The organism is Flavobacterium humidisoli, assembly GCF_023272795.1.
GTDB lineage: Bacteria > Bacteroidota > Bacteroidia > Flavobacteriales > Flavobacteriaceae > Flavobacterium > Flavobacterium humidisoli.
This window is the reverse complement of record NZ_CP096829.1, coordinates 3,072,858-3,087,457: the sequence shown is the minus strand read 5'-3', so window position 1 is coordinate 3,087,457 and position 14,600 is coordinate 3,072,858. Positions and strand designations below refer to the sequence as shown.

The window sequence follows — 14,600 nt, the reverse complement described above, 5'->3', positions numbered from 1 at the left end:
CTCAGGGTGACATAACGTTAATTTTTATAATTCTTCTTATTCGGTTTAGTCGCCATATAAAAAGTAATTTTTCCGCCATTCATAACATCTTCATGTTTTAAGAAAGGTCTAGAAAGTTCTTTTCCGTTTAAAAGCACTTTTGAAACAAACACATTTTTATCGGATTGGTTAATTGTTGCGACTTCAAATGTTTTTCCGTTTTCTAAATTTAAAATAGCATTTTTCATCAACGGACTTCCTAGCGCATATTCATCAGAACCGGGTGCAACAGGATAAAACCCTAAACTGCTAAAAATATACCAAGCGCTCATTTGCCCGAAATCGTCATTTCCACCTAAACCATCAGCCCCGTTTCTGTACATTTTTTTCAAGATCATCCTAATTTTATCTTGGGCTTTCCATGGAGAATCGGTCCAATTGTACAAATAAACTACATGATGAGAAGGCTCATTTCCGTGAACGTAATTCCCAATTATTCCATCTCTTGTAATATCTTCAGTGTTTTCAAAATACTTGTCTGGAAGATGCATATTGAAGAGAGAATCTAAACGAACTTTAAATTTCTCATTTCCTCCCATCAATTTAATCATATCGGCTGGGTCTTGTGGCACGTATAAACTGTAATTCCAAGAATTTCCTTCAATAAAACCTTGTCCATGCGTATCTAGCGGATCAAACTCTTTTTTGAATGTTCCGTCATTCAATTTCGGACGCATAAAACCCGTTTTCTCATCATAGACATTTTTATAGTTTTTAGATCTATTAATGAATTCATTATAAACATCTGTTTTTCCTAATTTCTTAGCTGCCTGTGCAATTGCCCAATCGTCATAAGCATATTCTAAAGTTTTAGAAACCGAAGCACCATTTTTATCTTCTGGAACATATCCTTTATTCATGTAAAATTCCAAACCATCATAATAAGGCACTTTTGCAGTATTTACACAAGCTTGAAGCGCTTTTTCTGCATCAAAATTAATATTCCCTTTTACAATGGCATCTGCCACAACCGAAACCGAATGATATCCAATCATACACCAGTTTTCATTGGCATAATGCGACCAAATTGGAAGCATTTTATGAACACTTTGATCTGAATGCGCTAACATAGAACTTACCATATCGGCATTTCTTTTTGGCTGCACAATATTAAATAACGGATGCAAGGCACGATACGTATCCCAAAACGAATAACTTGTATAATTAGTAAAGTTCTCTGCTTTATGTACATTCATGTCTAGACCTTTATAATTTTTATCTAAATCCATGTATTCTGTTGGTCCCAAAAATGCATGATACATTGCGGTATAAAAATTAACCAAATCTTCTTTTTGAATGGTTTCAACTTGGACTTTATTCAATTCATTATTCCAAACGTCCTGGCTTTGTTTTTTTACTTTTTCGAAATCCCAATCTGGAACTTCTTTTTTCATATTTTCTAATGCACCAGCAGAACTTACAGGAGAAAGTGCCATTTTGATTTTGATTTTTTCGCCTTCATTCGTATCAAAATCAAAAAACAATTTTAGGTTTTGACCCGCCATTTCTGGAAAGTTTTTCGTTTGATCGAATCTCCCCCAAAAACCTCTATAAACGCTTTTTTCCTGAGCAGCTTGTCCGTAACTTTTAATTGGTTTATTGAAAGACATTGCAAAATAAACTGTTCTAGTTCTTGCCCATCCGTTTGTTTGGCGATATCCAGTTATTAAAGTATCGTTTTCTACACGAACAAATGTCCAAACATTTTTTTTATCGTAATTGTAAATTCCTGAAGTCAAATCTAAAATGATATGTGCTTCATTAGATTTTGGAAAAGTATATTGATGCATTCCAACGCGCGTTGTCGCTGTCAATTCTGCTTTTATTTTATGGTCTTCAAGAAAAACGCTGTAATATGCCGGTTCTGCTTTTTCTGTCGAATGTGAAAATGCTGATCTATAACCAGACAACGGTTTTGATGCTACACCAGGATTCAATTGCAGTTTTCCAGTTGTTGGCATAATCAAGAAATCACCTAAATCGGAATGTCCCGTTCCGCTGAAATGTGTGTGGCTAAAACCTACAATCGTTTTATCTTCATATTGATATCCCGCGCAGTATTTATAAACTTCTCCATTGTATTTTCCATTTAAACTGTAAGCAATGGTATCGGTTTCTGGGCTTAATTGCACGCTCCCAAAAGGAACTGTTGCCCCTGGATAAGTATGTCCCATTTTTGCTGTCCCAATCATTGGATCAACATATTGAATTAAATTTCGTTTTTCTCCTGCCTTCTTCTGTCCTACCATATTATTAGTAGAAAGTACTAAAACCAATACTCCCAGAAGAAAATTACTGCAATTTGTTTTAATCATTTTTATTGTTTTTCTTAGAAATCCTCTTTGTTTTTTTAATATTGAAAAGTACAACAAAATCTATTTTTAAAAAACATAAATTTAGCAGGACTCAAAAGGTTTAAATATCTTTGATGTACTAAAAATATATAGTAAACATGAAAAAATATATTGCCTTTCTACTTTCCTTTTATTCGACATTTGTTTTTTCTCAAAAAGTAGAAAGCTATAAATTGACCAAACAAGAAATTTCAGAAAGAGAGCTTACAGCTGTAACTGATTTCCCAATTTATAAAGCATTTGAATTTAGCGATAAAGGCGGTGTTTACGAATTGGTTTTGGGCGAAAATCAAAAAACAGTTTCTAAAAAAGACACTTTAAATACCAAAATACAAGCCATTTGCGTAGTCAATGATCACGGCGGGTTTCTCGAGAAATGGCGAATTAATGATTTGCTTGAGAATACTATTCCGAAAGAAACAAACATTTGGTTCTGGACAAAATATTGCAGTACAAAAGATATTGATGGTGACGGTTATATTGAACCTATTATTGTTTATGGAACTCGCAATGAAGATGGTTATATAAGACGCGTAAAAATTATTACGGTTTATAAAAACAAAAAATATGTTATTCGCGCGGTTGAATGCGATTTAGATGATTGCAGAAGCTTTGAAAAAGATCAAAACTGGAATACGCTTCCGCAGAAAATAAAAACATACGTCAATCAATTGACAGAAAAAATGAGAAAAGAACAGGATTTACTTTTGAAGAATGGGTAATTAAAATTCCTATTTTTTAAATTTTAAATTCCAAAAACTTGAAACTTCAAACCTGAAACAAAAATTTACTCATTCATTTCATCATAACGTTCTGGAACTTGCGGATCGTAAAGCGGACATTTGAATTCTTCCATGATATCTACTAGTTTATTCATGGTTTTTCCTTCTGTTCCGTAGCAGTCAATTTTTATGCTTTGGGGTGTCGTAACAACTTGAAATGCACCTTTCCCTTTTGAGTTTTTCCAGCTGTTTTCATCCACTCTTTCCCATTCAGAAAAGACTGAATTTATTCTGTTTACGATTACCTCAACTTGAAGTTCAGCCAGACCTTCAACTTCTTGTTTTTCGACAAGAGCTTCATAAACTTCCTGATTGTTCAGGTAGATTTCGTCTAGGTATTTCCAAAAAAGTAATTCGTACATAGTAAAGTTTTTATAATTGTAGAGACGCACTGCAGTGCGTCTCTACATAAAAATTAATAATTGAATGTTCCGTATTCGCTTGTGATAGTAAGCTTTTTAGAATCAGATGCTTCTACTCTACCAACAATTTGCGCATCAACATTAAATGATTTCGAAATTTCGATAATATCCTGTGCAATATTTTCTGGAACATAAAGCTCCATTCTGTGACCGCAGTTGAAAACCTGATACATTTCTTTCCAATCTGTTTTTGATTGTTCTTGAATTAATTTGAACAATGGCGGTACCGGAAACAAATTGTCTTTTATAACGTGTAAATCTTTGACAAAATGTAAAATTTTAGTTTGCGCTCCTCCACTGCAATGTACCATTCCATGAATATCATTTGGAGTATATTTATCTAAAATTTTCTTGATAATTGGTGCGTATGTTCTAGTTGGAGAAAGCACTAACTGACCAGCATTGATTGGGCTGTTTTCAACTTCATCTGTTAAATTAACTTGTCCTGAATAGATTAATTCTTCTGGAACTGCCGCATCGTAGCTTTCTGGATATTTCTTAGCCAAATATTTCCCGAAAACGTCATGACGTGCAGAAGTTAATCCGTTACTTCCCATTCCGCCATTATAGCTTTTCTCATAAGTTGCTTGTCCGAAAGAAGCCAAACCAACGATTACATCTCCCGCTTTAATGTTTGCGTTATCTACAACATCACTGCGTTTCATACGAGCTGTTACTGTAGAGTCTACAATAATAGTACGAACTACATCTCCAACATCGGCAGTTTCTCCACCAGTTGAATGAATAGTAACTCCGAACGATTTTAATTCGTTGATTAATTCTTCTGTTCCGTTGATAATTGCAGAAATTACCTCAGCTGGAATCAGGTTTTTATTTCTTCCAATAGTTGAAGAAAGCAAAATATTATCTGTTGCGCCAACACACAATAAATCGTCAATATTCATGATTAACGCATCTTGAGCGATTCCTTTCCAAACAGAAAGATCTCCAGTTTCTTTCCAGTACATGTATGCCAAAGATGACTTTGTACCCGCTCCGTCAGCATGCATAATAAGGCAATGCTCATCGTCCTGAGTTAAATAGTCAGAAACAATTTTACAGAATGCTTGCGGAAATAAACCTTTGTCAATATTTTTTATAGCGTTATGTACGTCTTCTTTTGATGCCGAAACACCTCTTTGTGCATATCTTTTGCTAGAATCTGAACTCATGAAAATTAGTTTGTGTTGATGTGGTGCAAAGATAATCCCTTTTTTTAATTCTTTGACTTATTCGATTATTTGATTCTAAAAAAAATCGGCAGAAGATTACTTTCTGCCGATTTCCCGAAATAAAATTGGTTATGAAGCTCTTGGCTTTTTATTTTTATTCCCAGTCGGGCATGGATGATCCTGTAAACAACGTAGTTCTCGAATTCGCAACTCCTATACCGCATTTCACTACATTTTTTACAGAAATTCCATCATTTGAAGTATTTAGAAAAATTAATTCTGCTTCATTTGGAGAATATCGAACATCCAGATCGTTTGTTCCTGCTATTTTTTCTGTGGTCAATTGGTAAGAATTTCCAAGAAGAAAACTATATTCGAAAATTCTAGAATCCAGCTGACGGTAATTTGAACTCTCGAATCCAGAAACATCTTTTGTATAAACTAATTTTAGTCCAGAAACAGAAAAATTCAAACCGCTAACAGCGCCAAGTTCTCCTGCCAGTACAGGCGTAACAATTACACCCGACGGATTTATAACATATATTTCTACATTATAACCATTTATATCATTTACTTTTAAAGCTATTTTACTTCCGTCTGCACTCCAATCGCATTCTGAAATAAACTTACCATTTGGAGTCTGAAAGATTTTTGTCAATCCGCTGCCGTCACTTTTTATTCGATATAGCTTATCAAAATTTGGATAAATAAATTCGCTTCCTGACGCATTCCAAGAGTAACCTAAATAATCGGCATTAAACCCTGCAATAGAAACCGAACTTGTTACTTTTTTAATATCGGTCCCGTCAAAATTCATGGTATAAATATCATTTTGCGAGCCGCTTGTTCCTATAAAAGCAATTTTCTGAGCCTGATTGTTTCGTCTCGGACGCCAACTATTTTTATCTGAACTTGTCAATTGGTATTGTCTGCCTGCATCATCTGCAGCAAAAATCACATTATTACCGCTAATAGTTTTAACAAATAAATTTCTTGTTGCTGGAAATGCTATGGTAGAGAAAGCGCTAATAGTACTTAATACGGCAGTATTTACCCCATCATTTACTGTAACTTGCCAATAATATTTTGTTCCATAAATCAGATCTGTGATTGCCAACTTTTTATCTTTTATGTCATTGAAAACAGCAACATCGCTATTTTTATCATTTCTAAGTGTTACAGTATATGTCATTGCATCATTATCTGGATCTGTAACAGTCCATGTTAAATCTAAATTTACGGGTTGGTTTATACTATTATCCGCAGGAGCTGTCAAGACAGGAACTGTTGGCGGTTTGTTATTTGCCGTAGATTTATTTAATTCAAAAACAATTTCTGATGTATTATTTGCCGTCACGTTGACTGATTCAAATTTTGCTGTAAAGCCATCTTTTTGAGCCTGAAAAGAATATTCGCCAACTTTGACATTAGAAACAGTAAACTTTCCTTCGGCATCTGTAAATACTGTACTAGTTGTTGGGCTAGACATTATTTTCACATTTTCCATCGGTGCAAAAGTTTCGCTGTTAACGACTTTTCCTGTAACAGTTCCATATGCAGATTCTCCAATTTTTTCTTCACTGCAGGAAATCAAAACCACTAAAAAAATTGCATTTATTATTTTGTATAAATTCTTCATGATTAGCTTGCTTTAAGATTTAAACGTGTGTCTTCTATTTTCGAAATTTCCAACCTATTACTTTTTCTTTTTGCCGAAATAAAACGTTAGTCCTAAGCCGAATTTATAATAGTAATCATCACGTGTTCCTGCTACGATATAATCAAGATTGTCACTGAAATTGATATTCTGCTCAGCAAACAATTTTATTCCTATGCGATCGGATGCCATATACTCTAAACCTGCTCCGTATTGAAATTTACCATAGGTATTTTCAAATTTCCTATTCATACCATATCCTCCTCCAGCATATAAATATGGAGTAAAACGGTCTTTTGGAAGAATGATCCATTCCATATTCAAATCATAGGTAATATAGCCGACATCAAGCAAATTTTTGTTAGCAAGGTTTACCACATTGGTAGAAGCACTTACTGTAAAACTTGGAGTAAGCATCCATTTTAAAGCTCCGCGTCCAAAAGGTCTTAATAGCGGATCTCGATAATCTCCATCCATTAAAGTAGTACCGCCAGAAAGTTCTATGGCAAATTTACTTCTTCTGTTTTCAAGCACTCTGTCATACAGACCAGTTACATCGGCAGTTTTGGTTTCTTCGGCGTAAGCTTTCAGTAAATTATCCACTTCCCATTTTGGAGCATCAGCTTCCCAGACATTATCTTTTATTCCTTCTAATACCAAAGATTCAACAGCTTTTTCTATCGCTTCTGTAACTGCCATATGCACAGGCTCGTTTGTGGTATATCCAGTTTCTACTTCTAGGAGTCTTTTAAAATTGACATATCTAAAAAGGCTTTCGTCAATTGCTTGCGACAAGATGGTTTTTGAAATATAAACAGATTTTAAAATTTTTCCGTTTGATGTAGAAATCATTCTCAGATAAATAGTCACGCGATCCTGACGGTATTTTACAGATGCTCCTGCACCAAAATATCGGGCACCAAATCCGCCAGTAATAATATTAGAATCATAGGAAACAATTCCTCCTTCTAATAAAACTCCCGCATACAATAAAGGGGTTAGTTGCGGTTCATTTGGATCAGCATTTTTTATATATTCTTGACGAGTAGCACGAATAAGATTTCGCTCCTGCAATAGATTTCCAATATTTTCACGCTCAATTGGTATAAACCATTTTGAGTCCTCCAGCGCTTTTATCAAAATAGAAGTGGCTCCCTGGGTCACAGCTGTACTAAAACTGCTTCCATTTTCCTGAGGTTTATATTGTCCTGTTTGGTCTCTAAATTTATAGACGCCAACCACAACTGGTTCCTTAGGTTTTGGCAAATCTTTTAGTAATGATGTCGCAGGCGTTCCCTCTCCCAAAACAGCTTTTTGAACTCCAGTGGGTTGATTGTAGTAAGCGCCGCAGCCATTAAAAAGAAATCCAAATAAAATAAATAAGTAGTGATGTAATCGCATGTTATTGATTTGGGATGATTACTTGTGTTTGCTCTCCTGTATTGGTATCCAAAATATTAAGTGTTAATCCATCTGATGACGGAAAAACATCTACCGAATAACTCCCAAAAGTATAAGAGCCTTCTTTGATACCATCTGTACCAAATTGCTGTTTGTAAAGTTGGCTAGAGATCTGACTTAACAATTGCGAATTTAAATTGGCTTTAAATCGTTCTAAATCAGTTTGTGTTGTAGGAACTGCTGTCTTATCTTTTTGCTTATTCTGTGCTTCTGCACTGCTTAAAAGCCATTGATAATTAAAGGTGTCTCCTCCAAAAGCCGGATTGACTGGTTTATAAACTAATGCCTGAGCGTTTATAAACGGAGAAATGCAGAGTACTACTGCGAAGGTTAAAATAAATTTCATAGCGCTAATAATAAAATTAATACTGAGTGAAATATTTGCGTTCTTTTTCTTTTTCTTTCAAATAAGTAAAGGTTGCGTTTACAGCTTCTTCTGCAACCGCATCTAAAAATTCGTCGTCTGGCCTAATTAGAAAATTATAAATAACCTCATTATCTATCACTATAGATATTGCAGTATTTCTGGCAAAACTATATTCTTCACCTATTGTTACTATTTTTTCGGCGTTTATCCCTATTTCATTGTATTTGTAATAATACCTGTCGTAAAAATCTTTTCCTGCTTTTGTTTTAGTATCATCGGTGATAATACCTCTTAAAACAAATCCATCAGTAGGAAGGACTATTACATTATCTTTTTTTTTTCTTCACCTAATACCACACGATCTTTTGCTACAATTTGTTTGTTTTCATCATAAAACAGTAGTAAAACAATTACTTCGTCGTCTGCGTTCAAATTAATTTGAGAGGTGGATAATTTCTGAATCTCATTGGGCTGTAAGGTAAAAACACCAACTTGTTCATTATTAGACTGATTATTACTTTTATCATTATTTTTTATAACAGACAATCGATAAGCTGCACTGCGAATAACATCTGTTAAGTTTTCTGCAGTACCTGTAATTTTTATGCTGTTCTCTACTTTCTCTATTTCAATTTTTGCTTTTAATTTATCCTGTGGAACTTGTCCAAACATTATAAATGAAAAGAGCATTAAAAAGAGGGTAATATGTCTGTTTATAAAATGCATGTTATTTTAATTATTTATAAGAATAATTGAGGCTCCATTTCCTGTCTGTGTAATTTTCATGTTTTTGGACAGTGAATTGGTTCCAATGTTTTGAATGCTTTGATTATCTCCTTTTTGGATCATTTCCATATTTACATTGTAATTTGTATGCAATGTAAAATCGGTAATCTTGTTATTGTCTCCTTGCTGAATAACACTTTGGGTAATGGTTTTAGCATTTTTATCTAACAGTAATGTGTTGCGATCACCATATTGATCTACTGCTACCTTAGTATCGTTAGATTTTAAAGCTGCATATACTTTATTAAAATCTCCTATCTGCTGAATTTGCACGCCAGATGGAATTCGAGAATTTAATTCGTTTTGTTCTTTTTTATTCAAATTAGAAACAATACTAAATGCTTTATCTTTTGAATTAAAAAGCGATGAACTATAATTTTTAAATTCTGAATCATCTGCTTTTTCCTGAGCATAAAACACAGGGCAGTAAAAGATCAAAAGTATTATGTATAAAATGAAAGTTTTCATCATTTAATAATTTAAATTAAAAAATGTGATAACCGTTATACGGCTATCACATTTTCTTTTCACTCTTACATTCCTGATTGAGTAACAGTAATTGTATTCAAGTTTCCGTTTGAAAACGCAACACTGCTATGAGAAGCACCAGTTTGAGTTACAGTTGCAGTATTGTTGTTACCAATTTGCAAAGTGCTTTCTTTCAACTTAGTACCATCTTGAGATGTAGTAGCGCTGTTTTCATTACCATATTGATAGTGGTATGATTTGTTACCATCTGCTACAGAAGTTCCAGCTGGAGCTTTTTGTGTCTGCCATGATTTGTTTTTAACACCTCCTTGAGTAGCATAAGCATAGTTACCATCTCCGTTTTGAGTTTGAGTAGCTTCGTTAGTGTTATGAGGAGCAAATGGCACACTCACTAAATTAACAGCTGCCAATTGAGCTGCATTGAAAGGAGCTCCGGTTGGTTTTTCGTTTCCAGTTGTACCTTGATCAATAATAGCTTCGTTGTTTTTTCCTGTTTGTGTTTGAGTTGCTTTATCAAATCCTCCTAATGCTGATGCTGGAGGAGCGATTTGATCTTGCCAAATTGTTGCTTTATTCCAGTCTCCTGTTTGTGTTTGGTAAGCTTTGTTGTCATGGTTACTTTGAGAAGCAAATGCAGTATTATTGTTCCCTTTTTGTTTTACATCTGCAGCATTATTTTTAGCATTATAAACTCCTGGCTGAATTCCTTGATAAACTTCAGATTTGTTCGAATTTCCTAATTGGTCGATCTTAGAATCATTCGTTTGACCATTTTGATTTACAATACCTGTGTCAGAATTTCCAACCTGGTTTACTGATGAAGTGTTTCCCTGAGCAATTGCTGCTACACCTACAAACAGCATCGCGGAGATGCTTAAAATTACTTTTTTCATAATAAATATATTTAATTGGTTATTAATACAGATTATTATGTAGGTACTTGCAGGTTTACAATTTGGGGGGAAACGGGGGCGCTTCAGAACATCATTTGAAATAGATTTTTAATCTTATTTTCTCAACTTCACGACCAAAATTAGAAAACTTTCTGCAAAACCGGTTCACGTATAAATACCTATTTTACAACATATTAACCTCTTTTCGATGAACTGTAATACTATCTCGATGAACTGCCACAATGCCTAAAAATTTTCATAGGAAAAAAGATACTTATTACAATTTCTTTACATTTAAGGGGGTATAAGTAGCAAAAAAGTTCTCTGGAAACCTTTTTTTTAATATAATCTCAAAAAAAAGCCTGTCTTTTTGAGACAGGCTTTAACAAATTGTTACATTCTTATTATTTAGTAAACAATAATTCTCTGTATTTGGTCAATGTCCAGCTTTCATCATCTACCAATAATTCCAATTTATCACAGTGATTACGAATTTCGTCAAAATAAGGTTTTACGTTATTGCAATACGCTTCTGCCATTTTTTGAGCATCTGTCAATTGATTGGCTTTCTTTCTTTCATTAGTCATTGCCAACACTTTAGAATTGATTCCTTCAATGTGACCTGAAATTTCTTTAATTAAAACAATCTGTTCTTTGGCTAAGGCCTCAAACTCTTTTGCAAAAATTTCTTTCAACCCTTTTACATTATCAATTAAAGTGTTTTGGTAACGAATTGCAGTTGGAATTACATGGTTTCTAGCAATATCACCCAAAACTCTTCCTTCAATTTGGATTTTTTTAGTGTATTCTTCCAATTCGATTTCGTAACGGGCTTCAGCTTCTACATGATTAAAGATTCCTAATTGTTCAAATAAGTCTAAAGCTTGTTTAGAAACCTTAGCTTTAATAGCTTCTGGAGTAGTTTTAAAGTTGCTCAAACCTCTTTTAGCCGCTTCTTTTTCCCAAGCTTCACTATAACCATCTCCTTCAAAAAGGATTTTTTTAGATTGCTTAATATATTCTCTTAAGACATTAAAGATCGCATCGTCTTTTTTCATGTCTTTATTTTCAATCAAGTTCTCTACTTCATTTTTAAAATCAATTAACTGTTTTGCTACAATCGCATTCAGAGTTGTCATGGCATTCGAACAGTTTGAATTGGATCCAACAGCTCTAAACTCAAATTTATTCCCTGTAAAAGCAAAAGGTGAAGTTCTATTTCTGTCTGTATTGTCTAATAATACGTCTGGAATTTTACCAACAACATTTAATTTCAAATCTGTTTTTTCTTCTGGCGAAAGTTTTCCTGTTGTTACGCTTTCTAATTCAGATAAAACTTTTGTCAATTGCGCTCCAATAAATACCGACATAATTGCTGGCGGCGCTTCATTTGCTCCTAACCTATGGTCGTTACTTGCTGTTGCGATAGAAGCTCTTAATAAAGTTTCGTTGTCGTTAACCGCTTTAATTGTATTAATAAAGAAAGTCAAAAACTGTAAATTGCTCATTGGCGTTTTGCTCGGACTCAATAAGTTAACTCCCGTATCTGTAGCCAACGACCAGTTATTGTGTTTTCCAGAACCGTTTACTCCTTTAAATGGTTTTTCATGAAATAATACTTTAAAGTCATGACGTTCTGCAACTTTCTGCATAACATCCATTAATAAAGAGTTGTGGTCAACCGCTAAATTCGTTTCTTCAAAAATCGGTGCTAACTCAAACTGATTTGGAGCAACCTCATTATGACGTGTTTTTACCGGAATACCCAATAACATACATTCTTGCTCTAAATCTCTCATATAAGTAAGAGCACGAGTTGGAATAGATCCGAAATAGTGATCGTCTAACTGTTGGCCTTTTGCAGAAGTATGACCTAACAAAGTTCTTCCCGTCATCATTAAGTCAGGGCGAGAATTTGCAAGTGCTTTATCTATCAAGAAATATTCCTGCTCCCATCCTAATGTTGCCGTTACCTTTTTTACGTTTTTGTCAAAGTATTTACAAACCTCTGTTGCAGCTTCATCAATTGCAGACAATGCTCTTAATAAAGGTATTTTATTATCTAAAGCTTCGCCTGTGTAAGCGATAAATACAGTTGGAATACATAAAGTTGTACCATATATAAAAGCAGGAGAAGTCGGATCCCAAGCAGTATATCCTCTAGCTTCAAAAGTATTTCTGATTCCTCCATTAGGAAAACTAGATGCATCTGGCTCTTGCTGAACTAATTGTGCTCCTCCAAATTTTTCTACAGATTCGCTTCCGTCATAAGAAGTTTCAAAAAAAGCATCGTGCTTTTCTGCCGTTGTTCCTGTCAATGGTTGAAACCAATGTGTATAATGAGTAACTCCTTTAGAAAGAGCCCACTCTTTCATTCCCATAGCAATATAATCGGCAAGCTTTCTGTCTATTTTTGTACCATGCTGAATAGCATCTCTTACTCCTTTAAATGCATCTGAAGTTAAATATTGCTTCATTGCTTTTTCATTAAACACATTTGCACCAAAAAGATTTGATTTTCGGCCAATTTCTTCAAAATGTACCGGCTTTCTGTTAGAAGCTTGTTGTAAAGCTTGGAAACGTAATGTTGACATGGTTATGTATATTTTAAATTCGTACTAATTTTCATTAAAAAAGAAGCAACAAATATAAACAATAAATAAGCCTGTTTGGAATATAAATTATAGATTTTTAGTCAGTGATTTTTCAACATAAAACGCTTTTTTCAAAGAATAATGAATTCAAATCATAGAAATATAACAAAACTGTACGGTATTATTGATTAAATAAACATTTTTTCATAATTTCTTAACTCATAAATTCAAAAATGAACCGTAATTATTACGAATTTATTTTTTTAAGCTTACTAAAATTGCTTTTTTTAAAATATACCCCTCACAAAATTGCGCTTATCCAAAAAATTATACTTCGCAAAACAAAATAGCCCCCTAATTTTTGGGACTAAAAAAATAAATCTATATTTGACCCAACGAAAAAAAACAAAAAAATTAATTTATATTATTATGGCTAAAATTAAGTTAGAGTACATTTGGTTAGATGGATATGAACCAACTCAAAATCTTAGAAGTAAAACTAAAGTTGAAGAACACGAAAACTTCAAAGGAACATTAGAAGAACTTGGAAACTGGTCATTTGATGGTTCGTCAACTAAACAAGCTGAAGGTGGTTCTTCTGACTGTCTTTTAGTTCCTGTTGCAATTTATCCAGATCCAACTCGTATCAATGGATGGTTAGTTATGTCTGAAGTTATGTATGCAGACGGGACTCCACACCCTTCTAACGGTAGAGCTACAATTGATGATGATAATGATGATTTTTGGTTTGGTTTCGAACAAGAGTATTTCATTATGGATACTAAAACTCAACTTCCACTTGGTTTCCCAGTTGGAGGATACCCTGCTCCACAAGGGATGTACTACTGTTCAGTAGGTGGAAAAAACACACACGGTAGAAAATTAGTTGAAGAGCATGCTGATTTATGTATTGCTGCTGGAATCAACTTTGAAGGAATCAACCAAGAGGTTGCTTGCGGACAATGGGAATTCCAATTATTTGCTAAAGGTGCTAAAAAAGCTGGAGATGAAATCTGGGTTGCTCGTTACCTATTAGACCGTTTAACTGAGAAATATGGTTACTATATTGAATATCACCCAAAACCTCTAGGAGATACAGACTGGAATGGTTCTGGAATGCACGCTAACTTCTCTAACGAAGTTTTAAGAACATGTGGAGACCAAGCAACTTACGAAAGAATCTGCGAAGCTTTCCGTCCTGTTACTGCTGAGCACATCGCAGTTTACGGAGCTTACAACGACCAACGTTTAACTGGTAAACACGAAACAGCTTCTATTCACGATTTCTCTTATGGAGTTTCAGACAGAGGATGTTCTATCAGAATTCCTTTAATGACTGTTCAAAAAGGATGGAAAGGATGGTTGGAAGACAGAAGACCAGCTTCAAACGGAGACCCTTACAAAATTGCTGCTAGAATTATCAAAACTGTTAAATCAGCGCTATAATTCAAAGCTTAAATTATATTCTAAAAAGTGCCATCGTAATTGTTGGCACTTTTTTTTATGATTTCGTTTGATGAGTTTTTTTTTTAAACCTTCCAGGTTTGGCAATTTTTGTAAACTTTCACAATATCAGAATCCCTG

13 protein-coding genes are annotated in these 14,600 nt (G+C 34.1%); 2 read left to right on the top strand and 11 right to left on the bottom strand.

What is annotated here, in order from left to right:
• Positions 1-17: 17 nt before the first annotated feature.
• On the bottom strand, positions 18-2,354 hold the full coding sequence (locus M0M44_RS13210; protein ID WP_248726067.1) for a GH92 family glycosyl hydrolase: 2,337 nt from the start codon (positions 2,352-2,354) through the stop codon (positions 18-20).
• 137 nt (positions 2,355-2,491) lie between these two features.
• On the opposite strand from M0M44_RS13210, the gene M0M44_RS13205 reads away from it, so the two are divergent.
• Positions 2,492-3,115: a M949_RS01915 family surface polysaccharide biosynthesis protein gene (locus tag M0M44_RS13205; protein WP_248726066.1), complete on the top strand. Its 624-nt coding sequence runs from the start codon at positions 2,492-2,494 to the stop codon at positions 3,113-3,115.
• Between the two features lie 65 nt (positions 3,116-3,180).
• Here M0M44_RS13205 and M0M44_RS13200 read toward each other — a convergent pair whose 3' ends face one another.
• From M0M44_RS13200 to M0M44_RS13155, 10 genes are all read right to left on the bottom strand, one after another.
• A complete protein-coding gene (locus M0M44_RS13200; protein WP_095929890.1) occupies positions 3,181-3,537 on the bottom strand; it encodes a hypothetical protein in 357 nt (118 codons plus the stop codon).
• A 53-nt stretch (positions 3,538-3,590) separates the two neighbouring features.
• Complete coding sequence (locus tag M0M44_RS13195; protein ID WP_248726065.1) at positions 3,591-4,769, bottom strand: AIR synthase related protein; 1,179 nt, start codon at positions 4,767-4,769, stop codon at positions 3,591-3,593.
• A gap of 154 nt (positions 4,770-4,923) precedes the next feature.
• Positions 4,924-6,408: a carboxypeptidase regulatory-like domain-containing protein gene (locus tag M0M44_RS13190; RefSeq protein WP_248726064.1), complete on the bottom strand. Its 1,485-nt coding sequence runs from the start codon at positions 6,406-6,408 to the stop codon at positions 4,924-4,926.
• A 57-nt stretch (positions 6,409-6,465) separates the two neighbouring features.
• Complete coding sequence (locus tag M0M44_RS13185; RefSeq protein WP_248726063.1) at positions 6,466-7,827, bottom strand: CsgG/HfaB family protein; 1,362 nt, start codon at positions 7,825-7,827, stop codon at positions 6,466-6,468.
• Between the two features lies 1 nt (position 7,828).
• Positions 7,829-8,233, bottom strand: a complete 405-nt coding sequence (locus M0M44_RS13180; RefSeq protein ID WP_248726062.1) for a curli production assembly/transport component CsgF — start codon at positions 8,231-8,233, stop codon at positions 7,829-7,831.
• Between the two features lie 16 nt (positions 8,234-8,249).
• Positions 8,250-8,537: a curli production assembly/transport protein CsgE gene (locus M0M44_RS13175; RefSeq protein WP_248730006.1), complete on the bottom strand. Its 288-nt coding sequence runs from the start codon at positions 8,535-8,537 to the stop codon at positions 8,250-8,252.
• 38 nt (positions 8,538-8,575) lie between these two features.
• The gene (locus M0M44_RS13170; RefSeq protein ID WP_248726061.1) at positions 8,576-8,980 is read right to left on the bottom strand and encodes a hypothetical protein; all 405 of its coding nucleotides are present in this window, start codon (positions 8,978-8,980) and stop codon (positions 8,576-8,578) included.
• Positions 8,981-8,986: 6 nt separating this feature from the next.
• Entirely contained in the window at positions 8,987-9,511 is a 525-nt protein-coding gene (locus M0M44_RS13165) for a hypothetical protein (protein ID WP_248726060.1), read from the bottom strand.
• 62 nt (positions 9,512-9,573) lie between these two features.
• Entirely contained in the window at positions 9,574-10,422 is an 849-nt protein-coding gene (locus M0M44_RS13160; RefSeq protein ID WP_248726059.1) for a hypothetical protein, read from the bottom strand.
• A 404-nt stretch (positions 10,423-10,826) separates the two neighbouring features.
• Complete coding sequence (locus M0M44_RS13155) at positions 10,827-13,016, bottom strand: glutamine synthetase III family protein (protein WP_248726058.1); 2,190 nt, start codon at positions 13,014-13,016, stop codon at positions 10,827-10,829.
• 429 nt (positions 13,017-13,445) lie between these two features.
• Here M0M44_RS13155 and M0M44_RS13150 point away from each other — a divergent pair, with 429 nt between their 5' ends.
• Positions 13,446-14,462 carry a glutamine synthetase beta-grasp domain-containing protein gene (locus M0M44_RS13150; RefSeq protein ID WP_012024410.1) on the top strand — a complete coding sequence of 339 codons (1,017 nt, stop codon included), beginning with the start codon at positions 13,446-13,448 and terminating at the stop codon, positions 14,460-14,462.
• Positions 14,463-14,600: the final 138 nt, after the last annotated feature.

Excerpts from the sequence above, each read along its gene's own strand:
- M0M44_RS13200 (WP_095929890.1), bottom strand. The coding sequence starts at position 3,537 with ATGTACGAATTACTTTTTTGGAAATACCTAGACGAAATCTACCTGAAC.
- M0M44_RS13205 (WP_248726066.1), top strand. The coding sequence starts at position 2,492 with ATGAAAAAATATATTGCCTTTCTACTTTCCTTTTATTCGACATTTGTT.
- M0M44_RS13190 (WP_248726064.1), bottom strand. The coding sequence starts at position 6,408 with ATGAAGAATTTATACAAAATAATAAATGCAATTTTTTTAGTGGTTTTG.
- M0M44_RS13180 (WP_248726062.1), bottom strand. The coding sequence starts at position 8,233 with ATGAAATTTATTTTAACCTTCGCAGTAGTACTCTGCATTTCTCCGTTT.
- M0M44_RS13165 (WP_248726060.1), bottom strand. The coding sequence starts at position 9,511 with ATGATGAAAACTTTCATTTTATACATAATACTTTTGATCTTTTACTGC.
- M0M44_RS13170 (WP_248726061.1), bottom strand. The coding sequence starts at position 8,980 with ATGCATTTTATAAACAGACATATTACCCTCTTTTTAATGCTCTTTTCA.
- M0M44_RS13185 (WP_248726063.1), bottom strand. The coding sequence starts at position 7,827 with ATGCGATTACATCACTACTTATTTATTTTATTTGGATTTCTTTTTAAT.
- M0M44_RS13195 (WP_248726065.1), bottom strand. The coding sequence starts at position 4,769 with ATGAGTTCAGATTCTAGCAAAAGATATGCACAAAGAGGTGTTTCGGCA.
- M0M44_RS13155 (WP_248726058.1), bottom strand. The coding sequence starts at position 13,016 with ATGTCAACATTACGTTTCCAAGCTTTACAACAAGCTTCTAACAGAAAG.
- M0M44_RS13150 (WP_012024410.1), top strand. The coding sequence starts at position 13,446 with ATGGCTAAAATTAAGTTAGAGTACATTTGGTTAGATGGATATGAACCA.
- M0M44_RS13210 (WP_248726067.1), bottom strand. The coding sequence starts at position 2,354 with ATGATTAAAACAAATTGCAGTAATTTTCTTCTGGGAGTATTGGTTTTA.
- M0M44_RS13160 (WP_248726059.1), bottom strand. The coding sequence starts at position 10,422 with ATGAAAAAAGTAATTTTAAGCATCTCCGCGATGCTGTTTGTAGGTGTA.